Raw genomic sequence first — 21,429 nt, 5'->3', positions numbered from 1 at the left:
ACCCCGGCCTGATGGCCGGGGTTTTTGGTTTGCAACTCATCCATGTCAATTTACAGGCCGCACATGCTCTCCAGCGAAGGCGCATCACTCACCACGCGGACGTCGAAGGTCATGCTTGTGGAATATTCGGAACCGTCCACAACCACCTCGAGACTTTCACCGCCGGGCAGGATGTGGTCGAAGGCGATGCCGGTTCTTTCCGGATTTTCCACCAGCAGCACTTTTTTGGAATCAATGTACAGTTCCACCATGAGATCGGTCTGGCTGGTGCGGGTATAGATGTCGCGCCATACATAGGAATAGGATGATGCACTTTGGCGCACCGCCGCAGCAACGACCTTGACCGAAACGTCATTTCCTCGGCAATTCTTGAATGTGTCACCCCATTTTGCCGTGTAAAACGAGGTTTTCTTGTCCTTGTCGGCGGTCAGGAAGGTCTTGACCTTCTGCTTGTCGGCCAGAACATTGCTCGTATCCGCAAGTGCGGCAGAGGCCAGGCAGCACATGATCACAAACGTGACGAGTACGATTCTTCCAGTCTTCATTGTTCACTCCTTTGGAAAGGCTGTTCCGCCTTTTGGTTTACGGTGTCGTCTTGGTCCTGATGCCGGGCAGAAAGTACTATCAGCCAATAACACACGGCCAGTGCAAGGATGACACAGCCCACGGCCAGAACTTCCTGATAATTGTTCACGGAATAATCAAGCACGATGACCTTTCGTGCCGCAGCCATCAGTGCCGTGGAAATCACGAGCCGGAGATGAATCATCTCCGACTGGAGATAGATAACGATGTTGGCAAAAATTTCGATGGCTATGAGCACGGCCATGAAGGCACCGAACGTGGCCAATATGTCGTTGATGTCCAGCAAAAAATACGGCGGCGTGGTCATGCGCTGATACAACACGTAAACCACATCGAAAATGCCCCAGACAATAACCAGCGTCATGAGCGCGGCCAGAACGCGGACACAGAGTCGTATGGTCTTCCAAAGAAAACGGATGAATCCGTCTTCGTTTTCATGCGAATATTTCTTGTGATCGCAAAAGAACACTATTCCCCCCTGCGGCCCGGTCCGAGCCCGAACTATCGGAAAATTGCAGTTTACATTTCATAGCACTATTTCGTGAACAGGAAGGATTGTCAATGTGCATGCAGACTTCCATATAACGAGAATTCGATCGCCCTTGACCTTTCCGGAAAATATGTTTCAATCTCAAAATGGATGAACCATGCGCCCTGCCCGGTGCACCCCGATAAACAGGAGACCGACATGCAGACACTTCTGGATAAATGCTGGCATCACATTACAGCGGAAAAAGCAGCGGAGCTGCTTGATGTGGATACGGAAAAAGGGCTGGACGTATTTGAAACAGAAAGCCGTCTCAAGGATTTTGGCGAGAACGTCATTGCGAGTAAAAAAACGCAACCTGCCTGGAAACGGTTTTTGCTGCAATTCCATCAACCGCTCATATACATTCTCATCATATCAGGAATCATCACCGCAGCCCTTGGCGAGTGGGTCGATTCCATCGTCATTCTCGGCGTGGTTCTGGTCAATGCAGTGACCGGTTTTTTCCAGGAACTCAAGGCGGTGCGGGCACTCAGCGCCCTTGCCTCGTCCATGCGGGTTCAAGCCACGGTGATTCGCGGCGGCACCAAACAGACCATGGACGCATCCCAACTCGTGCCGGGAGACGTGGTGCTGCTCGGCTCCGGTGACAAAATCCCTGCAGATATGCGTATCGTGCAAAGCTGGGAACTTCGCGTGGATGAATCCACACTCACGGGAGAATCCATTCCCACCAACAAGAACAGCAACGAATCGCCCAAGGACGCAGTGCTCGCAGACCGGCACGGCATGGCCTACGCCGGGACCATTGTCAGCTACGGACAGGGGCGCGGCGTCGTGGTGGCAACAGGCGGCAACACCGAACTGGGCCGCATTTCCGGCCTGGTGGAATCCGCGCAGGACATCATGACTCCCCTGACACGGAAGATTGCTCACTTCAGCCACATCCTGCTGGTGGCCATCCTCTTCCTTGCAGGATTCGCCTTTGTTTTCGGCGTACTTCGCGACGAACCGGCAACGGAAATGCTCATGGCCGCCGTAGCCCTTGCGGTCGGGGCCATCCCCGAAGGCCTGCCCGCTGCCATCACGGTCATCCTCGCGCTCGGCGTTTCGCGCATGGCCGAAAAGCGGGCCATCATCCGCAAGCTGCCCGCCGTGGAAACCCTTGGCGGCACCACGGTGATCTGCTCGGATAAAACCGGAACCCTGACCCGCAACGAAATGACCGTGCAGGCAATATACTGCGGTCAGGCATCGTATGCGGTTTCCGGCTCGGGGTACGACACAGAAGGCGTCATCACCCCACAGAACGGCGCAACCCGTGAATCGGAAACAGTCTTGCAGGAATGCCTGCGGGCGGGCATGCTCTGTAACGATGCGGACCTGAAGGAATCCGAAGGCAAAACCACCATTCAGGGAGATCCCACAGAGGCCGCCCTGCTGGTTGCCGCTGCCAAGGGCGGGCTGGACCAGGCAACCGAATCCCGCTCCCACCCCCGTGTAAGCGCAATCCCCTTTGAATCGGACCTTCAATACATGGCCACCCTGCACAAGGGGCCGGACGGCCATATCGCCTATATGAAGGGGGCCGTGGAAGTAATCCTCGCCCGCTGCAACGCGGCCCTTGGTCCTGACGGCACCTCGGCCACTCCAGACAAGAACGAAATCAACGACACGCAGATAACCCTTGCGTCCAAAGGATTGCGTGTTCTGGCTCTGGCGCGCAAGCGCATTGCCGACCCCGACTCCTTCGACAAGCACAGCCTGGAATCAAACATGGAATTCCTGGGGCTTCAGGGCATGATCGACCCTCCACGCACGGAAGTCAAAGAAGCCATCAACAACTGCCACAGGGCGGGCGTGGACGTGAAAATGATCACAGGCGACCACGCGGTAACGGCGCAGGCCATCGGCAACATGTTGGGACTGGAACGGTCCGAATGCGTCAAATCGAATAGTTGCAGGGTGCTGACCGGCAGGGAAATCGCAGACATGTCCGACACCGAGCTCATGGAGGACGTGCGTGAGGTTTCGGTCTTTGCGCGTGTTTCGCCGGAGCAGAAACTCAGACTGGTCATGGCTCTGCAGTCACAGGGTGAAATCTGCGCCATGACCGGCGATGGGGTCAACGACTCCCCGGCCCTCAGGCAGGCGAACATCGGCATAGCCATGGGCCAAAGCGGCACCGAGGCCGCAAAGGAAGCGGCGGACATGGTGCTCACGGACGACAATTTCGCCACCATCGAGGCCGCCGTGGAAGAAGGCAGGGGTGTTTTCGCAAACCTGACCAAGTTCATTGCCTGGACCCTGCCCACCAACGCGGGTGAAGGGCTCGTCATCCTCGCGGCCATACTGTTCGGCGCCACCCTGCCCATCCTGCCGGTACAGATATTGTGGATCAACATGACCACGGCAGGCAGTCTGGGCATGATGCTGGCATTCGAACCAAAGGAAAAGGGCATCATGAACCGCCCGCCCCGCCGGCCGGACAAACCCCTCTGGGACAAGGTCATCATCCGGCGGGTGGCCATGGTCAGCCTGTTGCTGCTGGCCTCGGCCTTTGGTCTTTTCAAGCTGGAAGTCCTCACCGGAGCGACCATCGAAGAAGCCCGGACCATGGCGGTCAACGTTTTCGTGGCTGTGGAGGCGTTCTACCTCTTCAACTCACGCTCGTTCGAGCGCTCCCCCTTTGATCTCGGCATAATGAGCAATCCGTGGGTCATAGGCGGGTTCCTGTTCTCGTTTTTGCTGCAACTCGCATACACATATGTCCCGTTCATGAACACGGTGTTCGGCAGCGCGCCCATATCCCTGTTCGGCTGGTTCAAGGTGCTGGCCTGCGGCGTGATTGTCTTTCTGCTTGTGGAAATGGACAAGCGGCGCGACGCACGAAGGCAGTGATTCTCGGCTCTCGGACACGGACACGGGCCGAAAAAAGGTGAACCTGTGTTGCGCACAGGCCCGGGCGTACCGACTTGCCAGTCCGGTCCCGAGCATGTAACAGAGCGCGCGGAGGAAGCATGCCGCATCAAAACGACCAGCATGAGGACCGGCCCAGCCGGACCCAGATGAAAAAACACATGGCCGCCCTGCAGAAGATGGGCGACGAACTGGCCGCGCTCAGCACGGACCAGATTCGCAAGGCCGGCCTGCCACCGTTGCTCGAAAAGGAAATCCTCTTTGCCAAGAGCCTGAAAAAGCATGAGGCCAAACGCCGCCACTCCCAATATGTGGGAAAAATCATGCGCGACGTGGATACCGGACCGATTCGGGCCTATCTGGACGACATCCGCAGCGGACGCGATGCCACCACCAGAGAATTCCATCAGGTGGAGCAATGGCGGGACGCGCTCGTGGGCGGTGACGATGCATTGGTGGAGGAACTGTTCGAGCGGTTCCCCGACATGGATGGCCAGCGGTTCCGCCAGATCGTGCGCAACGCGCGCAAGGAGCGGGACACCGGGGCAAAACCCAAGGCCTTCCGGGAACTGTTCCGACTGTTGCGCGACCAAAACGAAGCACAGCAGGCCGAAACCGAATCCCGGGCTTGACGCGGCCGATCCAGGTCTTACATTGATGCGGTAAACAAACGACGTTCATCAACCGCAGGAGGAACTTCCGTGAAACATACATACGCCGGTGTGACCACCGAACTCGAAGACCGCGTGTGCCCGCACTGCAACACGCCTCTGGAACCGTGGGTGGCTCCGCCCCAGTCAGGATGGGGAGTCATTCTCGTGTGCAACAACAACGACTGTCCGCACTACGACGGATCCGATGATGACATCACCAACAAGCGTGACGATTCCAACCTCGGCTGCCGTTATGCGGAAAACCCGGACAACGGCTACAAGCCCTTCAACCTGCTGGCTGTCTGCCGCTGACCATCACCTTTCTTCAAAAAGAAAAGGCATCCGGAACACTCCGGGTGCCTTTTTTATTTACCGGTTCGAAATCACTGTCCTTTGACGGGACGCAATGGTATTGCTGCCGCGTCAAACAGTCTACCGTACAAGGAATGCCTCATGACCCTTTTGCACGGCAGGCCAGCCGCATACGCTGCCCTGCTTCTCGCAGCACTTTTCTGGGCCAGCTCGTTTCCTGCGCTCAAGATCGCCTTCAGCATCTACGACCCCATGGTCGTGCTTTTTTTCCGCATGCTGTTGGGATGCCTGTGCCTGATCGCTTTCAGCCGCAATTTCAGCAACGTGAACTACAGGCCCGGCGACTGGAAACTGCTGCTGTTCATGAGCATATGCGAACCCGGCCTCTATTTCATATTCGAGTCTTCGGCCCTGCAGTACACGGAAGCCTCACAGGCTGGCATGATCTGCGCCATGGCCCCGCTCATGGTCGCGATCGCCGCACGATTCATCCTCAAGGAACCGTTCACGCGCCGCACGGCCACCGGGTTCATCATGGCCATTGCCGGGGCTGCACTGCTCTCCCTGTTGTCGGAAAAGACAGACAACGCCCCCAACCCGGTTCTGGGCAACTTTCTGGAATTCATGGCCATGGTCTGCACCACAGGATACATGATCACGCTCAAATTCCTCAGTGACCGCTACAACCCGTGGTTCCTGACAATGGTTCAGGCCGCCGTGGGTACGGTCTTCTTTTTCCCACTGCTGTTCCTGCCGACCACCGTACCTCCGGTGGTCTTCGACCCTGTAGGCATCGGCACCATCGTCTTTCTGGGCATTGTGGTCACTGTCGGCGGCTACGGGCTCTACAACGTGGGCATGAGCCGCCTTCCGGCCGGGCAGGCATCCGCATTCATCAACCTCATTCCGGTTTTCACCCTGCTGCTGAGCTGGTTGCTGCTGGGCGAACGCCTGAGCCTACTGCAATACGCATGCTGCGGATTGGTGCTTGCCGGGGTCTGGCACAGCCAGGGGAAAAACAAAAACCAAAGCTGACAACCGTCGTTTTTCATGCCATATCCACGGCATGCAAAAGACATTCACCGTGTCGGGGCGTTCCTTTGCCGCCCATGTGGAACCAAAGCTGGAAAAATTCTGGAACCTGCTGGCCGCAAACCGTTGGGAACCCGCTACTTTTCAAGTCTTTGAAAAACACATCCGGCCTGGATCAACCGTGGCCGACGTGGGGGCATGGATCGGTCCCACCGCGCTTTTTGCCGCCCACATCGCGGGCACGGTGCACGCCTTTGAACCGGACCATACGGCATTCGAGGCACTGGAAGCCAACCTGGCCCTGAATCCGGAACTGGCACGAAACATCGAGCTGCACAGGGCCGCGCTCACCGATTTTGACGGGACCGTTTCCATGACCTCGCCCGGACAGGCCGGAATGAGCGAATCCTCCACCTTGCTGGACCACGGCGATACCACGTTCGAGGTTCCGGCCGTGGATGCGGCCCGGCTCTTCGCCGATGAACTGAACGCTGTGGAATTCGTGAAAATGGACATTGAGGGCGGCGAATACGAAACCATCCCGGCCATGGGCGACTTCATCACCGACCGAAAGCCCACCGTGCTGCTTTCGCTGCATCCGCACAACCTCGGGCTGGATATGAACGACGAACAGCGGAACGACTATGTTCGCGCCAAGACCGCCACGATATTGCACGCGTTCCGAGGATACGACGCCGCGTTCCGGGTCACTGCCCGGGAAATCATCCCGGCACCGGACGTACGGCGATTCCTGCACGGCGGGGGCTATGCGGACCCGGGCGACTGTCTGTTGCTGCTGCCCTGAACCCTATTTGCCGGGAACGAAAATCGGAAGGTCCGGCAAGGAATTGCCGTCCATGCGGCAGGCCTCTTCAAGAAGTGCCATGATGGCTCCCTCTCCCTCGGCTCCCACGTCAAGGCTGTAATCGGTCACAAAGGTCCTGATATGGCGGTCGATGACCTCGTCCTGCATTTCCTGCGCATGCTCGCGCACATACTCTCGCGAGGCATCGGGATTGGCCCACGCGTATTCAAGGCTGGCCCGAATGGCCCGGTCTACTGCGCGCGCCACGCCCATGCCCAGCGAACGACGGACCATGATGCATCCCAGCGGCAGGGGCAATCCGGTATACTGCTCCCACCACTGGCCGAGGTCCATAAGCTTTTGCAGGCCGTGGGCCGCAAAGGTAAAACGACCCTCATGAATAACCACCCCGGCCCGGACCCGGCCGTTGCTCACGCCGGGCATGACCTGATCGTAAACCAACTCCGTGAGTTCGGGAGCAATGCCCTGCTGCTTGCAAAACAGGCCGAACAGCAGATTCGCCGTGGTATGGAAACCCGGGATTGCCACGGGCTGACCATCAAGATCCGGCACGGTGCAGCCGGAACCGGAGACCAACACAGGCCCAACGCCGCGCCCCAACGCCCCGCCCGCAGTCAGAACCACATACCTGTCCAGCAATCCTGCCACCGCCGCCACCGAGACCTTGACCACGTCGGCCAGTTCGTGCGCGGCAATGGAGTTCAACTCCTCAATGTCCGCCAAACGCACGTCCATATCAAGGCACGGACCGGGAACCAGCCCCGCATTCAAGGCGTGAAAAATGAACGTGTCGTTGGGACAGGGAGAATGGGCAAAACTGAGCGTATCGATCATGCACACACCGCAAGGGCTGAGGTTGAAAGGCATTGACACCATGGACCGGCGGCTATACACACTGTGGTGACCACCCGGTCACCGACCATGATGCCACCATCGGACAGGAAAGACAATGCCTACCAAAAACACCACTTTCGAGAACATCGACCCGGAAAAACGCCAGCGCATAATGACCGAGGCCACGCGGGAATTCGCGGACCACGGATTCCATCAGGCCAGCGTCAACCGCATGGTGAACCGGCTGGGCATTGCCAAGGGGTCCCTGTTCAAATATTTCGGCAACAAGCAGGGACTGCTCGAATACGTTTTCGGCCATGCGGTGTCCATGCTCAAGGCGCCGCTCAAGCAGATCCGCATGGAAACCCAGGGGGACGAGCTGTTTACCCGGATTCGGCGCATCACCCTTGCCGGGGCCGACTTCATCGAGGCACACCCCCACATCTACCGCATCTACCTGAAAATGCTTTTTCAGGAAAATTTTCCCATGCGCGAACAGTTCCTGAAGAAAATACGCGCAACATCCGCCAAATTCCTGCATTCCATCGTGCGGGAGGCCATGGAAGCCGGGCAACTGCGCACGGACGTGGACCCGGACATGGCCGTATATCTTCTGGACACCACCGTGGACCGTTTTCTCCAGTCGGTTGCCGTGCCTTTTCTGGACGGCGATCTGAACCTCCACGGCGCGGACCGCACAACCATCGAAACCAGACTCGACAGCATGCTGGACCTTTTGCGGGGCGGCTTGTCGGGCACAGTGAGCCATGATTGAATTCTTCATCAAAAACAACTTTTACGCCAACCTCGGACTCGGGGATGTGCAGGAAAAAGTCATGGAAGGGAAACGCCTGAGCCGTGAAGACGGCTTACGCCTGTTTGAATGCGACGAGCCTTTGGCCGTGGGCACGCTTGCCCACCATGTGCGCACGCGCATGCACGGCCGCAAGACCTACCACGTGGTCAACCAGCACATCAACTACACCAACGTGTGCGTGAACGGCTGCGTGTTCTGCGCCTACCAGCGTGAGGACGAATCCCGCACCGGGGCCTTTACCCTGAGCATGGCAGACGTGGCCGCAAAGCTGGACGCCAACGCCGCAGAACCCAACGAAATCCACATCGTGGGTGGTTGTCATCCGACCCTGCCCCTTTCCTACTACGAGGAACTGCTTGCGCTGGTCAGGGAGCGCCTGCCCCACACCGTGATCAAGAGCTTCACGGTCACCGAGATCGCCCACTTCGCGTCCCTTGCCAAGCTGAGCACCGCCGAGGTGTTGACCCGGCTGCGGACCGCGGGGCTGGACATGCTCACAGGCGGGGGCGCGGAAATCTTCGATCCGGAAATCCGCCAACAGATATGCCCACGGAAAATCGACGCCGACGAATGGCTGCGCATCCACGGCGAGGCGCACGCCATGGGCATCCGAACCAACTGCACCATGCTTTACGGACATCTGGAGTCTCGCGAACACAGGGTGGACCATTTGATCCGGCTGCGCGAGCAGCAGGACGCCTCCGGCGGCTTCACCTGCTTCATCCCCCTGCCCTTCCTGACCGAAAACAGCAAGCTCAAGGTGCCCAGCCCGCTGACCGGGCTGGAACAGCTGCGCACCATCGCGATCAGCCGCCTTATGCTGGACAACATCAGCCACATCAAATCCTACTGGATCATGCTGGGAGTCAAGGTGGCGCAGGCCGCGCTCAAGTTCGGGGCGGACGATTTCGACGGCACCGTGGTGGAGGAAAAAATCGGCCACGAGGCCGGAGCGGACTCGGCCCAGTCCATGAGCGTGCAGGAACTGGAAGGCATGATCCGCGGCTGCGGCATGGAACCGGTCCGGCGCGACGCGCAATTCAACGAAGTATAGCCGCAACCATCACGCGAATCATTTTCCGGGAACAGACAATGAACACCATATACGACAAGGTTCTCCACGGAGAACGCATCGACTTTGACGAGGCGCGCACGCTATACCTCGAAGCGGACTTTCACGAGCTCGGATTTCTGGCCCATGCCGTGCGCATGGCCAAGCACCCCGAGCCGATGGTCACCTATGTGTCCGACCGCAACATCAACTATTCCAACATCTGCGTGTGCGGCTGCAAGTTCTGCGCGTTCTACCGCGCGCCCGAACAGGACGGCGGCTACGTGCTCGGCCATGAGCAAATCGGGCAAAAGATCGAGGAAACCCTTGAACTGGGCGGCACCCAGATTCTCATGCAGGGCGGGCACCACCCGGACCTGCCCCTGTCCTGGTACGAGGACATGCTGCGCTACATCAAGGACAACCACACGGTGCACGTGCACGCCTTTTCCCCGCCGGAGATCGTCTATTTCAGCGAACTGAACAACATCAGCGTGGCCGAAGTCATCCGCAGGCTGCATGCGGCCGGGCTGGATTCCATTCCGGGCGGGGGCGCGGAAATCCTCGTGGACGCTGTCCGTTCAGAGGTGGCGCCCAACAAATGCCCGGCCGGGCAATGGCTCGGGGTCATGGAAGAAGCGCACAAACAGGGCCTGCGCACCACGGCCACCATGATGTTCGGCCATGTGGAAACCCCGGAACAGCGGCTGGAGCATCTTTTTGCGGTGCGCGAAAGCCAGGACAGGACCGGCGGGTACACCGCGTTCATTCCATGGACCTTCCAGCCCGACCACACGGCTCTGCCCCACTGCCGCAAGCTCACCAGCGTGGAATATCTGCGCACGCTTGCGATCTCGCGCATCGTGCTGGACAACGTGGACAACATCCAGGTGTCGTGGGTGACCATGGGACCGGGTATCGCGCAGATGGCCCTGCATTTCGGGGGCAACGACTTCGGCTCCACCATGATCGAGGAAAACGTGGTCAAGGCCGCAGGCGTGTCCTTCCGGCTTTCCGCCGCGGAAATTCATCGGCTGGTCAAGGACGCGGGCTATACCCCCAAGCAGCGGACCATGGACTATACCTTGCTGGAAAAACAGTCATGATCGCACTTGGAAAAATCGGCTACCTGAACGTGCTGCCCATCTACCATCCGCTGGAAACCGGGATACTGCCCAACGATTTCCACATCGTTTCCGGACCGCCCGCCCGACTGAACGTGCTCATGGACAAAGGCGAGCTGGACATTTCCGCGGCATCGAGCGTGGAATACGCACGCCACCCGGAAAAATACCACCTGCTGCCAAACATCGCCATCGGCAGCCGCGGCCCGGTGCAGAGCGTACTGTTGCTGAGCCGCGTCCCGGTGCGCGAACTGGCCGGCCAGACCATTCTGGTCAGCGCCCAGACCCATACGTCTGCGGCCCTGCTGCGCGTGCTCATGAAGCAGTGGAACATTTCCGTGGAATACCGGACCGGCGATGCCACCCGGACGCTTGCCGACGGCCAGCGCCCCGCCGCCATCCTGTGCATCGGGGACGAGGCCCTGAACCTGCGCCACCATGCCGACTATCCGGTGCGTGTGGACCTTGGCGAGGCATGGCGCGACCAGACCGGCCTGCCCTTCATCTTCGGTGTCTGGATTGTGCAGCGCACGGCCGTGGCCACGAATCCGCACAAGGCCATCGAGGGCTGCGCCACCATGCTGCGGGCAAAACAATGGGGGCAGGACCACATTGATGAACTCTGCGTGCTGGCCGCACAATCAAGCATGCTGGACAACGCGCAGATGTGCTCCTACTTCGACGGGCTGGTCTACGACCTCGGCCCCGAGCAGCAGGAAGGCCTGAAGCTCTTCTACCGCTACCTGTACGAATGCGACGAAATCCCGGCCGTGCCCGAACTGGATTTTTTGCAAATCCAGGACCGCGTCCCGGCGTGAGCCCGGCCTAGCCCTTGTAGTAGACCTTGACCTCGTTGGTGTGCAGGTCCATGCGACCGGGCGTTTTTTGTCCGGCGGTGATGACCACGCTCTGCCCCGGCGCAAAATCCGCGCACGCCTGCACGAACGCCTCGCAGCGCCGCAAATGGCTGGTATGCTTCCTGTCCACAAGACGGGGAATCACGCCCCAGCTCAGATTCAGCATGTGCAGCGAGCCGGTGTTTGGAGAAAGCGCGTAAATGGGTTGCACGGGCCGCCGCCCGCTGACTCGCAAGGCCGTGGTTCCCGAGCGGGTGTGGCAAACCAGTGCGGTCGAATCGGTCTGGTCCGCCAACAGGCAGGCGCAATAGGCCAGGGTCCGTTCCGGATCTTCCCGGCCCTCGGGCGAAAGCGGGCCGCCGTTCTTCTTCAACCCATATGCCTCGGCCTGCTGGGCGATGCTGGCCATGTATTCCACCACTTCCACCGGATGCTTGCCGATGGCCGTTTCCTCGGAAAGCATGACCGCGTCCGCCCCGTCCAATATGGCGTTGGCCACATCCGTGGTTTCCGGCCGGGTGGGAGCAGGATTGTCAACCATGGAAATAAGCATCTGCGTGGCCACGATGACCGGCTTGTCCTTGGCGCGGCAGGCATCGATGATGGTCTTCTGCATGATGGGCAGCTCCGGCAGGGGGCATTGCACGCCCAGATCACCCCGGGCAACCATGAGACAGTCGGCGGCCTCCAGAACGGCCTGCAGATTGTCGTAAGCGGCCCGCTGCTCCATTTTTGCGATGATGGGCAGCACACGGCCGTCCTTTTCCATTGCATCGCGCAAATCGAGAATATCGCGCCCTGACTGCACGAACGACATGGCCACGGCATCAACGCCCAGATCAAGCGCCTCGACAAGATCGATCCTGTCCTTGTCCGTAAGCGCGGGGATGGAGATGAACTTGCCCGGAAAGGCGATTCCCTTGTGCGAGGTCAGCAGTCCTCCATTGATGGCCCTGAGCGCGAACACGGCTCCCGGCTCCACGCAACGAACTACCGTAAAACGAAGCATGCCGTCACTCAGATGCACGGCATCCCCTTCCTTAAGCTCGGAAAGGATCACGGGATGGTCAAAGGGCAGGAACAATGCGTCCAGGTCATGCGCCGGGCGGCGTTCAACTGGGCCAAGCAGAACCTCCTGCCCGCGAACGACATGTGCAGGGGAATGGTCAAGTTCGCCGACACGTATCTTGGGGCCGCTGAGATCGGCCAGAACCGTCAGCACGATGTCCAATCGCGCCGAGATGGCGCGGATGTCGCGCACCGCGTCAGCGAATGAAGCGGCGTCGCCATGGGAAAAGTTGAGACGAAACACGCGCACGCCTTCGCGGACCATGGCTTCCATGGTGGCGGGTTCGCGCGATGCCGGGCCGAGTGTGGCTATGATCGTGGTTTTCATCCAAATCCTCCAGTGCTTCTGACACTACAGGATTTGGCGGCACAGGCAAACAGGACAAAGCGACAATCACGTGTCTTCCGCAAGCAGGTCGGCACCATGCTCGCGGAAAAAGCGCATGAATGCCTCGGCTGCAGGGAACAGACGGCGGTCCTTGCGGTAGGTCAGATAAAATTCGCGCTTGAGAGCAAGGTCCGGCACATCCAACACCACAAGGCCGGAACGTCCTCTGTAGCGGCGGGCAACGGTCTTTGAGGTGACCGTCACACCCATGCCCGCCAACACGCATTCCATGGCCGTGGCCGTGTTGTCCACACAGGCGCGAACATCCATGTGGGGCAGGATGCCGAACGGCTCCACCGCGCATTCAAAGGCCTCGCGCGTACCTGAACCCTTGCCGCGAATGATCCACGGCAACTGCGAAAGATCACGGATACTCACGGCATGGCCGGAAAGCCGCCGCGCAAGGTCGGCATGCGCCACCAAGACAACATCGTCTTCCAAAACAAGCTCGGACTCAAGCTCCGGCGCATGAGGCTGCGCGCCCACCACGCCAAGCAACAGTTCGCCGCAAACAACCCGGTCGGTGATGGATTTGCAATCGCCCACCTCGACATGAAAGGTTACATCCGGATACGCGGTGGCAAATGCGCCCATGATCTGCGGCAGGAAATACGTGGCCGGAATAGTGCTGCCACCGAGGTGCAGATCCCCGACAACCTTGTCCTGAAGGAGCTGAATTCTGATTTTGGCGTCTTCAAGGCGCTCGAACACGGAATGGGCGCTGCCGTAAAGAATCTCGGCCGCTTCGGTGGGAAGAATGGAACGCCCCAGGCGGTCGAACAACAGGATTCCCAGTTCTTCCTCAAGAGAGGATATGTGCGAACTGACTGTGGGTTGGGATAAAAACAACACCTTGGCGGCCTTGGAAAAGCTGCGCTGTTCATAGACCCGGCAAAAAGCTTCGAGCTTCCTCATATCCATGGTAACACCTGCAATCCATAGAGAAAATCTATAGGTCAACATAAAAAAAGGGCAGGATAATTCCTGCCCTTTTTTGAAACCTAATCTTCCTTGGAATCGGCCTCAGCCTTTTCCTCGGTTTTTTCGGCCTTGGGCTCCGCAGGCTTTTCAGCCTTTTTCGGAGCGGCCTTCTTTTTCGGAGCAGCCTTCTTCTTGGGAGCCGGCTTTTCCTCTGCCTTGGGCTCTTCGGCCGGGGCCGGAGCAGCGCCTGCGAGCTTGGTCAATTCAATGATGACCATGGGCGCGCAGTCGCCCTTGCGGGGCGAAGACAGCTTGATGATACGGGTATAACCGCCACCGCCGTTGAAACGGGGGCCGATTTCGTCAAACAGGCGCTGGACCATCTGGTGGCTGTTCAGCACCTTGTACGCCTGACGACGGGCATGCAGGTCATTCTTGAGAGCCAGAGTGATCAGGCGATCGATAACCTTGCGCAGTTCCTTAGCCTTGGCTTCGGTGGTACGAATGGATTCGTAGGTCAGCAGAGCCTTGGCCATGTTGCGGAACAGGGCCTTGCGGTGGGACGAGCTTCGATTGAGCTTCCTTCCGGACTTCCTATGCCTCATTTTTCTCTTTCCTCTTCAGCCATTCCTGATATTTTTTGTCAAAATCCTCAAGCACCATGCCGAATTTCAGCGTCATGCTGTCCAGAACCCGGCGAATCTCGTCGAGAGATTTACGGCCGAAGTTCTTGGTCTTGAGCATCTGCGCCTCGGTACGCTGCACAAGTTCGCCCACAAGCTGAATGTTGGCGGCCTTGAGGCAGTTGGTGGCACGAACGGAAAGCTCCAGTTCGTCGATGCTCTTGAACAAATTCGGATTGAGGTCGATCTTGTCTTCCTCGCTCTCCTGGGTCTCCGAGGTCATTTCATCGAAATTGATGAACACGGAGAGTTGTTCCTTGAGAATCTTGGCACTGTAGGCGCAGGCGTCTTCCGGGGTAACGGAGCCGTCTGTCCAGACTTCGAGAATGAGCTTGTCGTAGTTGGTCATCTGACCGACGCGAGCCTGCTCGACAGTGTAGGCCACCTTGCGGATGGGGGAAAAGCTGGCATCCATGGTGACCAGGCCGATTTCATCGGCGAGACCCTCATGCATTTCCGCGGGCATGTAACCCTTGCCCATGCGAATTTCCAGTTCCATCCTCAGGGGGCGGTCCTCGGTCAGGGTGGCGATGTGCTGCTCGGGGTTCAGAACCTTGACGTTCTGGTTTTCCTTGATCTTGGCGGCGGTGACCGCACCCTGTTTGTCGGCTTCGAGAACCAGGGTTTGGGCTTCGTCCGTGGTCATGGCCAGCCGAACGGATTTGAGGTTGAGGACAACCTCGGTCATGTCCTCCAGCACACCCTCCATGGTGGTGAACTCGTGCTGCACGCCTTCAATCTGAGCTGCCACGATGGCACAGCCCTGAAGGGATGAAAGCAGGGTTCTCCGCATGGCATTGCCAATGGTCGTTCCGTAGCCGCGCTCCAGAGGTTCGCACACGAACTTTCCGTAAGTCTCGGAAGACTTGGGGTCGCGGACGAGGTTCTCGGGCTTGACGAGTTCGGACCAGTTGCGGGCGTTGATAAGCTTGTCGCCGTTCTGAATAAGCATGCAATGCACCTATCTATTTTGAGTACAATTCGACGATGAGCTGCTCGTTGATCGGGAACTGGATGTCTTCCCGGCTGGGCAGTGCCTTGACCGTGCCCTTGAAGTTGGCACCGTCGGACTCCAGCCATTCGGGGCAGCCACGGCGGGCGATGACTTCCTGAGCTTCCATGATCACGGGCACCTTGCGGCTCTCTTCGCGAACTTCAATGGCATCACCCGGCTTAACCATCATGGAGGGGATGCTCACGCGGCGACCGTTCATGACGAACATGCCGTGGCGGACCATCTGGCGCGCCTGATCGCGGGAGTTTGCGAAACCGAGACGGTAAATGACGTTGTCGAGGCGGCGTTCGAGCAGGAACAGGAGATTGTGACCGGTAACGCCCTTCATGGCGTCGGCACGTTCATAGTACTTGCGGAACTGGCCTTCGAGCACGCCATACATGCGGCGGACCTTCTGCTTTTCGCGCAGCTGGATGGCGTAATCGCTCATCTTCTTGCGCATGCGGCCGGAATGGCCCGGAGCGTAAGGACGCTTTTCGTAGGCGCACTTATCGGTATAGCAACGGTCGCCCTTGAGGAACAGTTTCTGGCCCTCGCGGCGGCAGAGCTTGCACTTGGCTTGCGTATATCTTGCCACTGTAAATCTCCTTTAAACCCTGCGGCGTTTCGGCGGACGGCAGCCGTTGTGCGGAATCGGGGTGATGTCACGAATGAACGTCACCTTGAAACCAGCGGCGCTGATAGCGCGCATGGCAGCCTCACGACCGGAACCCGGTCCCTTCACCATGATGCCGACGGTACGCATGCCGTTGTCGCGCGCGGTTTTGGCGGCGGACTCGGCAGCGATCTGTGCGGCAAAGGGAGTGCTTTTGCGGGAACCCTTGAAAGCGGCTCCGGCACTCGCCCAGCTCACCACATTGCCCTTCGGGTCGGTGAAGGTGATAATGGTGTTGTTGAACGTGGCCTTGATGTGGGCCACGCCAACAGGGATGTTTTTCTTCTCTTTTTTCTTCGTACGGCGGGGTCTAGCCATTGCCGGACTCTCCCTTTAAAATTTCCGTTTGACGAGTAAAGGCGAACCTCGCATGGCGTGGTCGGCTTCCTCAATTATTATCGTACGTTCAAGCGCTACTTTTTCTTCTTCCTGCCAACCACCGAACGACGCGGACCCTTGCGGGTACGAGCGTTGGTGTGGGTCCGCTGACCATGGCAGGGAAGACCACGACGATGGCGCAGGCCGCGATAGCAGCCGATGTCCATCAAACGCTTGATGTTCTGGATCACTTCCCGACGAAGATCGCCTTCAACCTTGTGGTTCTGCTCGATCTCGTTACGGATGGAGTTGACCTCTTCGTTAGAGAGGTCATCAGTCTTTTTCTGCCAATCAACCTTGACAGTAGACAGAATCTCCATGGCCGTCGTGCGGCCAATGCCGTAGATATAGGTCAGCGCAATATCCATGCGCTTGTTCTTGGGCAGATCAACACCTGCGATACGTGCCACGGCTATTCCCCTTTATCCTTGACGCTGCTTGTGCCTGGGGTTCTCACAGATCACCCGCAGGACACCACGGCGCCTGATGATTTTGCACTTGGAACACATTTTCTTAACAGAAGGCCTGACTTTCATGTCAAACTCCAAATCAATAGCGTATCGCCAGAACCCGCCATTGGGTCTGGCCGTCAAAACGAAGCTGCATCTTTTACAGCAGAATCTGCAAAAGAGCAAGTATTAAAGATCGACCTCCCTAATTGGTCGAACTCAGAATCCGCGGACCGTCCGTGGTCACAGCAATGGTATGCTCAAAATGCGCGGACAAACTCCGGTCCCGGGTCACTGCGGTCCACTGATCGTCCAAGACCTCCACTTCGTGTGTCCCGAGGGTCACCATGGGCTCTATGGCCAGCACCATCCCCGCCTTGAGCGGGACGCCGGTCATGCCCGAAGGCACGAAGTTAGGTATCTCGGGCTTCTCGTGGAGATGCGCTCCGATACCGTGTCCGACAAAACGCCGGACAATGCCAAATCCGAATTCCTCGACATAGTTCTGCACAGCCGCAGAGATTTCATACAGATTATTGCCGGGGACGGCTTCAGCGATTCCACGATGCAACGCCTCACGGGTAACGTCCATGAGTTTTCGGGCCTCATCAGAGACCTTGCCAACGGCGTAGGTCCTTGCGGAGTCACCGTAGAATCCTTCGTACACGACACCCATGTCAAAACTGACTATGTCCCCTTCGGTGAGGAAGCGAGTCTCCGAGGGAAAGCCGTGCACTATCTCATCATTGACGGAACAACACAGGGCATAGGGAAAGCCCTGGTATCCCAAAAAAGCAGGACGTACGCCGAAATCGGCGCACCGCTCCCTGCAAATATCTTCGAAAAGCATGGTGGGAACGCCCGGACGGACGTTCTCACCAAGCTCGTCAAGTATCGTCGATACAATTCGATTCGCCTCACGAATGAGACTGATCTCCTTGTCGTTCTTGAGGAAGACACCCCTGAACTTTTTCAAGGCTATCGCCTTCCCTTCACTTTCCCGGCTTTGCCCATAAGGCCTTCATACTGCCGGGAAATCAGGTACGATTCGATCTGGCCCATGGTGTCCATACCCACACCGACCACAATAAGCAAGGCCGTGCCGCCGAAATAGAACGGCACGTTGAGCTTGGCGATCATGATCATGGGCAGCACACAAATGGCGGAAACATACAGCGCACCCCAGAGGGTGATGCGTGCAAGAACCCTGTCGATGTATTCGCGGGTCTTGACGCCGGGACGGATGCCGGGAATGAACCCGCCCTGCTTCTGGATGTTTTCGGCGATGCCTTTGGGATCAAAGACGATGGCCGTGTAGAAGTAGCAGAAGAAAATGATGATGGCGATGTAGACCAGATTGTAAATGATGGAGCTGGGGGTCAGGAACCCGGTGAGGTCCTTGAGCCACGCCACATTCGAAAACTGGGCAATGGTCGCCGGGAACATCAGGATGGACGAGGCGAAGATCGGCGGAATAACACCGGCGGTGTTGATTCGCAGCGGCAGATGCGTGGTCTGCCCGCCGACCATCCTGCGGCCCATCTGGCGTTTGGCGTAATGAATGGGAATCCGGCGCTGGCCGCGTTCCATGAACACGATGAACGCCAGAGTCGCCACCATGACGGCCATGATGATGAGCAGCATGAACAGAGAGATTTCCCCGACCGTCATCAAACGCGTGGTGTTGATGAGGGCCGAGGGAAGCCCGGCAACGATACCCCCGAAGATGATCAGTGAGATACCGTTGCCGATTCCCTTTTCAGTCATTTGTTCGCCAAGCCACATGAGGAAACAGGTTCCCGCGGTCAGTGTCAGAACGGTCATGAGCTTGAAGCCCATGCCCGCATGCAACACCACAGGTGCACCGGAGGGACTGCTCATGCCCTCAAGGCCGGCCGAAATGGCGAAGCCCTGAACCAGGCAGATGAGCACGGTTCCATACCGGGTGTACTGGGTCATTTTCTTGCGCCCTGCTTCGCCTTCCTCCTTCTGCATCCGCTTGAGCTCGGGGCTGACCACGGTCAGAAGCTGGATGATGATGGAGGCGGAGATGTAGGGCATAATGCCCAGCGCGAAGATGGACAGGTTTTTCAACCCGCCACCGGAGAACATGTCAAAAAGCCCGAACAGAGTGTTCTGGGCGCTGGCAAAGAAATCAGCCAGAGCCCCACTGTCCACGCCGGGAACAGGGATGTGGATACCAAGCCTGTAAACAGCGAGCAGTGCGAACGTCCAGAGCAGTTTCTTTTTCAGCTCCGGCAGACGGGCGAGATTTTCGACTCCTGACAATGCCACGTTAACCCTTCCAATACGGTTGAAGCTTAGCCTTCAATGGCCTTGGCGGTTCCGCCGGCCTTCTGGATCTTATCGGCAGCCGAAGCGCTGAAGCGGTGAGCCTCAACAGTGACGGCCTTGGACAGTTCGCCGACGCCCAGTACCTTGATCGGTGCGCCCTGCTTGGCAAGACCGCGCTCGTAGATATCGGCCACGGAAATCTCGGCCTTGTCTTCAAACGCGTCAACCAGACGCCCGATGTTGATAGCGACATATTCCTCGCGGAAACGGTTCTTAAAGCCACGCTTCGGAAGACGGCGTGCCAGGGGCATCTGACCGCCTTCGAAACCGGGACGGACACCACCGCCGGAGCGGCTGTTCTGACCCTTGTGGCCCTTGGCAGAGGTCTTACCCCAGCCGGAACCGGAACCACGGCCTATACGCTTCCGTTCCTTGTATTCTTCCGGGAACGGATAGAGTTCGTGCAGCCTCATGATTCAGTTACCTCCACCAGGTGCTTCACCTTTGCGATCATGCCACGGATTTCCGGGCGGTCCTCAAAAGACTTTTCCTGGCGAATCTTGCGCAAGCCCAATGCTTCCAGGGTCTTGACCTGCTGGGGCTTGCACGCAATTTTGCTCTTGATAAGTTTAACCTTCAACATTCCGGCACTCCTTACTTTCTCGGCGTGGAAACCGGCTTGCCGCGCAGTTTGGAGACTTCCTCTGCACTGCGGAGGGAAGCCAAACCGGCGATGGTGGCGCGAAGAACGTTGTGCGGATTGTTGGTACCGATGGCCTTGGTCAGGATGTCCCTGACGCCAACGGCTTCCATGATTGCGCGCACCGGACCACCGGCGATGATGCCGGTACCCTCGGAAGCGGGCTTGAGCACGACACGGCCTGCGCCGTAACGTCCGAGAACCTCGTAAGGCAGCGTGCCTTCCAGCAGGGGGACGTCGATCATGTCCTTCTTGGCCCGTTCGGAAGCCTTGCGAATGGCTTCGGGGACTTCGTTGGCCTTACCGAGACCGTATCCAACCTTTCCTTCACCGTCGCCGACGACGACGAGGCAGCTGAAGCTGAACCTACGACCGCCTTTCACAACCTTGGCAACGCGGTTCAGGTAGACGATCTTTTCGATCAGTCCAGAATCATTCTGTTCCATCATGATAGTCACCCTCTAGAATTTCAGGCCGCCCTCGCGAGCGCCGTCGGCAAGAGCCTTGATTTTGCCATGGTAGATGTAACCGTTGCGGTCGAACACCACGGTCTCGATCTTCTGCTCAAGCGCCCGAGCCGCGATGTCCTTGCCCACACGGGCAGCGGATTCGCAGTTGGGGTTGAGGGCCTCACCATCCTTGGCGGCAACCTGCGTGGAGGCGCTCGCCAGAGTGGCACCGTTTACATCGTCGACAAGCTGCGCATACAGGTGCTTGTTGGAACGGAAGACGACGAGCCTGGGGCGTGCAGCTGTGCCGGACACCTTCTTGCGGATGCGGATCTTCCTGCGGTGCCGAGCCTGTTCTTTGGTCATTTTCATATTGCTACCCTACCCCTACTTGGCTCCGGCCTTGCCGGCCTTGCGCTTGATGATTTCGTCAACGTACTTGATGCCCTTGCCCTTGTAGGGTTCCGGCGGACGCACGCGGCGAATCTGAGCCGCAACTTCTCCGACCAACTGCTTGTTGATGCCGGAAAGCGTCACCTTGGAGCCTTCGGCCTTGGCTTCGATGTCCTTGGGCAGATCAAACTCCACCGGGTGGGAATACCCGACATTGAGCACGATCTTCTTGCCCTGTACGGACACCTTGTAACCAACGCCGATAACTTCCAGGGCTCGTTCAAAGCCCTTGGTGACACCCTCGACGCAGTTGGCGAGCAGAGTGCGGCGCAGGCCGTGCTGGCTACGGGCAAGACGGGAATCGTCCACGCGCACCACTTCGACCTGGTTGTCCTCGATTTTATATTCGACCTTCGGATGGACGGCGGTGGTCAGGGCACCTTTGGGCCCCTTGACCGTAACCTCGTCCGCGCCGACCTTGATCTCGACGCCCGAAGGGATTTCAATCGGTTTCTTTCCTATCCTAGACATGGTTAAC

At 58.3% G+C, this 21,429-nt stretch carries 27 protein-coding genes; 9 read left to right on the top strand and 18 right to left on the bottom strand.

Annotated features, from left to right (window positions below):
• Positions 1–50: 50 nt before the first annotated feature.
• Positions 51–545: a hypothetical protein gene (locus tag F8A88_RS07925; protein ID WP_151150585.1), complete on the bottom strand. Its 495-nt coding sequence runs from the start codon at positions 543–545 to the stop codon at positions 51–53.
• Positions 542–1,054: a phosphate-starvation-inducible PsiE family protein gene (locus tag F8A88_RS07920; protein ID WP_241667387.1), complete on the bottom strand. Its 513-nt coding sequence runs from the start codon at positions 1,052–1,054 to the stop codon at positions 542–544. The genes F8A88_RS07925 and F8A88_RS07920 overlap by 4 nt, the downstream gene beginning before the upstream one ends.
• A gap of 219 nt (positions 1,055–1,273) precedes the next feature.
• Between F8A88_RS07920 and F8A88_RS07915 the strand changes: the two genes are divergently transcribed.
• From F8A88_RS07915 to F8A88_RS07895, 5 genes are all read left to right on the top strand, one after another.
• A complete protein-coding gene (locus F8A88_RS07915; protein ID WP_151150584.1) occupies positions 1,274–3,973 on the top strand; it encodes a cation-transporting P-type ATPase in 2,700 nt (899 codons plus the stop codon).
• Positions 3,974–4,092: 119 nt separating this feature from the next.
• Complete coding sequence (gene yjgA, locus F8A88_RS07910; RefSeq protein ID WP_151150583.1) at positions 4,093–4,623, top strand: ribosome biogenesis factor YjgA; 531 nt, start codon at positions 4,093–4,095, stop codon at positions 4,621–4,623.
• Positions 4,624–4,692: 69 nt separating this feature from the next.
• The gene (locus tag F8A88_RS07905; RefSeq protein WP_151150582.1) at positions 4,693–4,956 is read left to right on the top strand and encodes a hypothetical protein; all 264 of its coding nucleotides are present in this window, start codon (positions 4,693–4,695) and stop codon (positions 4,954–4,956) included.
• A gap of 141 nt (positions 4,957–5,097) precedes the next feature.
• Entirely contained in the window at positions 5,098–5,991 is an 894-nt protein-coding gene (locus tag F8A88_RS07900; RefSeq protein WP_151150581.1) for a DMT family transporter, read from the top strand.
• 31 nt (positions 5,992–6,022) lie between these two features.
• Positions 6,023–6,793 carry an FkbM family methyltransferase gene (locus F8A88_RS07895; protein ID WP_151150580.1) on the top strand — a complete coding sequence of 257 codons (771 nt, stop codon included), beginning with the start codon at positions 6,023–6,025 and terminating at the stop codon, positions 6,791–6,793.
• Positions 6,794–6,796: 3 nt separating this feature from the next.
• On the opposite strand, the gene F8A88_RS07890 is transcribed toward F8A88_RS07895, so the two are convergent.
• Positions 6,797–7,648: a 1,4-dihydroxy-6-naphtoate synthase gene (locus F8A88_RS07890; RefSeq protein ID WP_151150579.1), complete on the bottom strand. Its 852-nt coding sequence runs from the start codon at positions 7,646–7,648 to the stop codon at positions 6,797–6,799.
• 115 nt (positions 7,649–7,763) lie between these two features.
• On the opposite strand from F8A88_RS07890, the gene F8A88_RS07885 reads away from it, so the two are divergent.
• Genes F8A88_RS07885 through F8A88_RS07870 form a run of 4 tightly spaced genes read left to right on the top strand, consistent with a single transcriptional unit; the run spans position 7,764 to position 11,458 of the window.
• Positions 7,764–8,423: a TetR/AcrR family transcriptional regulator gene (locus F8A88_RS07885; protein ID WP_151150578.1), complete on the top strand. Its 660-nt coding sequence runs from the start codon at positions 7,764–7,766 to the stop codon at positions 8,421–8,423.
• Positions 8,416–9,519, top strand: a complete 1,104-nt coding sequence (gene mqnE / locus F8A88_RS07880) for an aminofutalosine synthase MqnE (RefSeq protein ID WP_151150577.1) — start codon at positions 8,416–8,418, stop codon at positions 9,517–9,519. The genes F8A88_RS07885 and mqnE overlap by 8 nt, the downstream gene beginning before the upstream one ends.
• Before the next feature lie 38 nt (positions 9,520–9,557).
• Positions 9,558–10,622, top strand: a complete 1,065-nt coding sequence (mqnC, locus tag F8A88_RS07875; RefSeq protein WP_151150576.1) for a cyclic dehypoxanthinyl futalosine synthase — start codon at positions 9,558–9,560, stop codon at positions 10,620–10,622.
• Positions 10,619–11,458, top strand: coding sequence for a menaquinone biosynthetic enzyme MqnA/MqnD family protein (locus F8A88_RS07870; protein WP_151150575.1), 840 nt, complete (start codon positions 10,619–10,621; stop codon positions 11,456–11,458). Before mqnC ends, F8A88_RS07870 begins: the two co-directional genes overlap by 4 nt.
• Before the next feature lie 7 nt (positions 11,459–11,465).
• Here F8A88_RS07870 and pyk read toward each other — a convergent pair whose 3' ends face one another.
• From pyk to rplF, 15 genes are all read right to left on the bottom strand, one after another.
• Complete coding sequence (pyk, locus tag F8A88_RS07865) at positions 11,466–12,893, bottom strand: pyruvate kinase (protein WP_151150574.1); 1,428 nt, start codon at positions 12,891–12,893, stop codon at positions 11,466–11,468.
• A gap of 66 nt (positions 12,894–12,959) precedes the next feature.
• On the bottom strand, positions 12,960–13,874 hold the full coding sequence (locus tag F8A88_RS07860) for a selenium metabolism-associated LysR family transcriptional regulator (RefSeq protein WP_151150573.1): 915 nt from the start codon (positions 13,872–13,874) through the stop codon (positions 12,960–12,962).
• Positions 13,875–13,954: 80 nt separating this feature from the next.
• Complete coding sequence (gene rplQ, locus F8A88_RS07855; RefSeq protein WP_151150572.1) at positions 13,955–14,479, bottom strand: 50S ribosomal protein L17; 525 nt, start codon at positions 14,477–14,479, stop codon at positions 13,955–13,957.
• Entirely contained in the window at positions 14,469–15,509 is a 1,041-nt protein-coding gene (locus F8A88_RS07850; RefSeq protein WP_151150571.1) for a DNA-directed RNA polymerase subunit alpha, read from the bottom strand. The genes rplQ and F8A88_RS07850 overlap by 11 nt, the downstream gene beginning before the upstream one ends.
• A gap of 13 nt (positions 15,510–15,522) precedes the next feature.
• On the bottom strand, positions 15,523–16,149 hold the full coding sequence (rpsD, locus tag F8A88_RS07845; RefSeq protein ID WP_151150570.1) for a 30S ribosomal protein S4: 627 nt from the start codon (positions 16,147–16,149) through the stop codon (positions 15,523–15,525).
• 12 nt (positions 16,150–16,161) lie between these two features.
• On the bottom strand, positions 16,162–16,545 hold the full coding sequence (gene rpsK / locus F8A88_RS07840) for a 30S ribosomal protein S11 (protein ID WP_151150569.1): 384 nt from the start codon (positions 16,543–16,545) through the stop codon (positions 16,162–16,164).
• Between the two features lie 95 nt (positions 16,546–16,640).
• Positions 16,641–17,015 (bottom strand): 30S ribosomal protein S13, encoded by a 375-nt coding sequence (gene rpsM, locus F8A88_RS07835; protein ID WP_151150568.1) that lies wholly within the window; start codon positions 17,013–17,015, stop codon positions 16,641–16,643.
• Between the two features lie 12 nt (positions 17,016–17,027).
• Complete coding sequence (rpmJ, locus tag F8A88_RS07830; RefSeq protein WP_151150567.1) at positions 17,028–17,141, bottom strand: 50S ribosomal protein L36; 114 nt, start codon at positions 17,139–17,141, stop codon at positions 17,028–17,030.
• Between the two features lie 118 nt (positions 17,142–17,259).
• Positions 17,260–18,030, bottom strand: a complete 771-nt coding sequence (gene map, locus F8A88_RS07825; RefSeq protein WP_151150566.1) for a type I methionyl aminopeptidase — start codon at positions 18,028–18,030, stop codon at positions 17,260–17,262.
• 2 nt (positions 18,031–18,032) lie between these two features.
• Entirely contained in the window at positions 18,033–19,349 is a 1,317-nt protein-coding gene (secY, locus tag F8A88_RS07820) for a preprotein translocase subunit SecY (protein ID WP_170283783.1), read from the bottom strand.
• A gap of 26 nt (positions 19,350–19,375) precedes the next feature.
• The gene (rplO, locus tag F8A88_RS07815; RefSeq protein WP_151150565.1) at positions 19,376–19,822 is read right to left on the bottom strand and encodes a 50S ribosomal protein L15; all 447 of its coding nucleotides are present in this window, start codon (positions 19,820–19,822) and stop codon (positions 19,376–19,378) included.
• Positions 19,819–19,992: a 50S ribosomal protein L30 gene (gene rpmD / locus F8A88_RS07810; RefSeq protein ID WP_151150564.1), complete on the bottom strand. Its 174-nt coding sequence runs from the start codon at positions 19,990–19,992 to the stop codon at positions 19,819–19,821. Before rpmD ends, rplO begins: the two co-directional genes overlap by 4 nt.
• Positions 19,993–20,003: 11 nt before the next feature.
• Positions 20,004–20,495 (bottom strand): 30S ribosomal protein S5, encoded by a 492-nt coding sequence (rpsE, locus tag F8A88_RS07805; protein ID WP_151150680.1) that lies wholly within the window; start codon positions 20,493–20,495, stop codon positions 20,004–20,006.
• A gap of 15 nt (positions 20,496–20,510) precedes the next feature.
• On the bottom strand, positions 20,511–20,870 hold the full coding sequence (gene rplR, locus F8A88_RS07800) for a 50S ribosomal protein L18 (RefSeq protein WP_151150563.1): 360 nt from the start codon (positions 20,868–20,870) through the stop codon (positions 20,511–20,513).
• A 15-nt stretch (positions 20,871–20,885) separates the two neighbouring features.
• Positions 20,886–21,422, bottom strand: a complete 537-nt coding sequence (gene rplF, locus F8A88_RS07795) for a 50S ribosomal protein L6 (protein ID WP_151150562.1) — start codon at positions 21,420–21,422, stop codon at positions 20,886–20,888.
• Between the last annotated feature and the right edge of the window lie 7 nt (positions 21,423–21,429).

The sequence above is a fragment of the Pseudodesulfovibrio senegalensis genome, assembly GCF_008830225.1.
Lineage (GTDB): Bacteria > Desulfobacterota > Desulfovibrionia > Desulfovibrionales > Desulfovibrionaceae > Pseudodesulfovibrio > Pseudodesulfovibrio senegalensis.
This window is presented reverse-complemented; position numbering and strand designations above follow the sequence as displayed.

What these genes read in the sequence shown, in the direction of transcription:
- F8A88_RS07925 (WP_151150585.1), bottom strand. Translation starts at nt 545, where the DNA reads ATGAAGACTGGAAGAATCGTACTCGTCACGTTTGTGATCATGTGCTGC.
- F8A88_RS07915 (WP_151150584.1), top strand. Translation starts at nt 1,274, where the DNA reads ATGCAGACACTTCTGGATAAATGCTGGCATCACATTACAGCGGAAAAA.
- yjgA (WP_151150583.1), top strand. Translation starts at nt 4,093, where the DNA reads ATGCCGCATCAAAACGACCAGCATGAGGACCGGCCCAGCCGGACCCAG.
- F8A88_RS07900 (WP_151150581.1), top strand. Translation starts at nt 5,098, where the DNA reads ATGACCCTTTTGCACGGCAGGCCAGCCGCATACGCTGCCCTGCTTCTC.
- F8A88_RS07895 (WP_151150580.1), top strand. Translation starts at nt 6,023, where the DNA reads ATGCAAAAGACATTCACCGTGTCGGGGCGTTCCTTTGCCGCCCATGTG.
- F8A88_RS07890 (WP_151150579.1), bottom strand. Translation starts at nt 7,648, where the DNA reads ATGATCGATACGCTCAGTTTTGCCCATTCTCCCTGTCCCAACGACACG.
- F8A88_RS07885 (WP_151150578.1), top strand. Translation starts at nt 7,764, where the DNA reads ATGCCTACCAAAAACACCACTTTCGAGAACATCGACCCGGAAAAACGC.
- mqnE (WP_151150577.1), top strand. Translation starts at nt 8,416, where the DNA reads ATGATTGAATTCTTCATCAAAAACAACTTTTACGCCAACCTCGGACTC.
- mqnC (WP_151150576.1), top strand. Translation starts at nt 9,558, where the DNA reads ATGAACACCATATACGACAAGGTTCTCCACGGAGAACGCATCGACTTT.
- F8A88_RS07870 (WP_151150575.1), top strand. Translation starts at nt 10,619, where the DNA reads ATGATCGCACTTGGAAAAATCGGCTACCTGAACGTGCTGCCCATCTAC.
- pyk (WP_151150574.1), bottom strand. Translation starts at nt 12,893, where the DNA reads ATGAAAACCACGATCATAGCCACACTCGGCCCGGCATCGCGCGAACCC.
- F8A88_RS07860 (WP_151150573.1), bottom strand. Translation starts at nt 13,874, where the DNA reads ATGGATATGAGGAAGCTCGAAGCTTTTTGCCGGGTCTATGAACAGCGC.
- rplQ (WP_151150572.1), bottom strand. Translation starts at nt 14,479, where the DNA reads ATGAGGCATAGGAAGTCCGGAAGGAAGCTCAATCGAAGCTCGTCCCAC.
- F8A88_RS07850 (WP_151150571.1), bottom strand. Translation starts at nt 15,509, where the DNA reads ATGCTTATTCAGAACGGCGACAAGCTTATCAACGCCCGCAACTGGTCC.
- rpsK (WP_151150569.1), bottom strand. Translation starts at nt 16,545, where the DNA reads ATGGCTAGACCCCGCCGTACGAAGAAAAAAGAGAAGAAAAACATCCCT.
- rpmJ (WP_151150567.1), bottom strand. Translation starts at nt 17,141, where the DNA reads ATGAAAGTCAGGCCTTCTGTTAAGAAAATGTGTTCCAAGTGCAAAATC.
- rplO (WP_151150565.1), bottom strand. Translation starts at nt 19,822, where the DNA reads ATGAGGCTGCACGAACTCTATCCGTTCCCGGAAGAATACAAGGAACGG.
- rpmD (WP_151150564.1), bottom strand. Translation starts at nt 19,992, where the DNA reads ATGTTGAAGGTTAAACTTATCAAGAGCAAAATTGCGTGCAAGCCCCAG.
- rpsE (WP_151150680.1), bottom strand. Translation starts at nt 20,495, where the DNA reads ATGGAACAGAATGATTCTGGACTGATCGAAAAGATCGTCTACCTGAAC.
- rplR (WP_151150563.1), bottom strand. Translation starts at nt 20,870, where the DNA reads ATGAAAATGACCAAAGAACAGGCTCGGCACCGCAGGAAGATCCGCATC.
- rplF (WP_151150562.1), bottom strand. Translation starts at nt 21,422, where the DNA reads ATGTCTAGGATAGGAAAGAAACCGATTGAAATCCCTTCGGGCGTCGAG.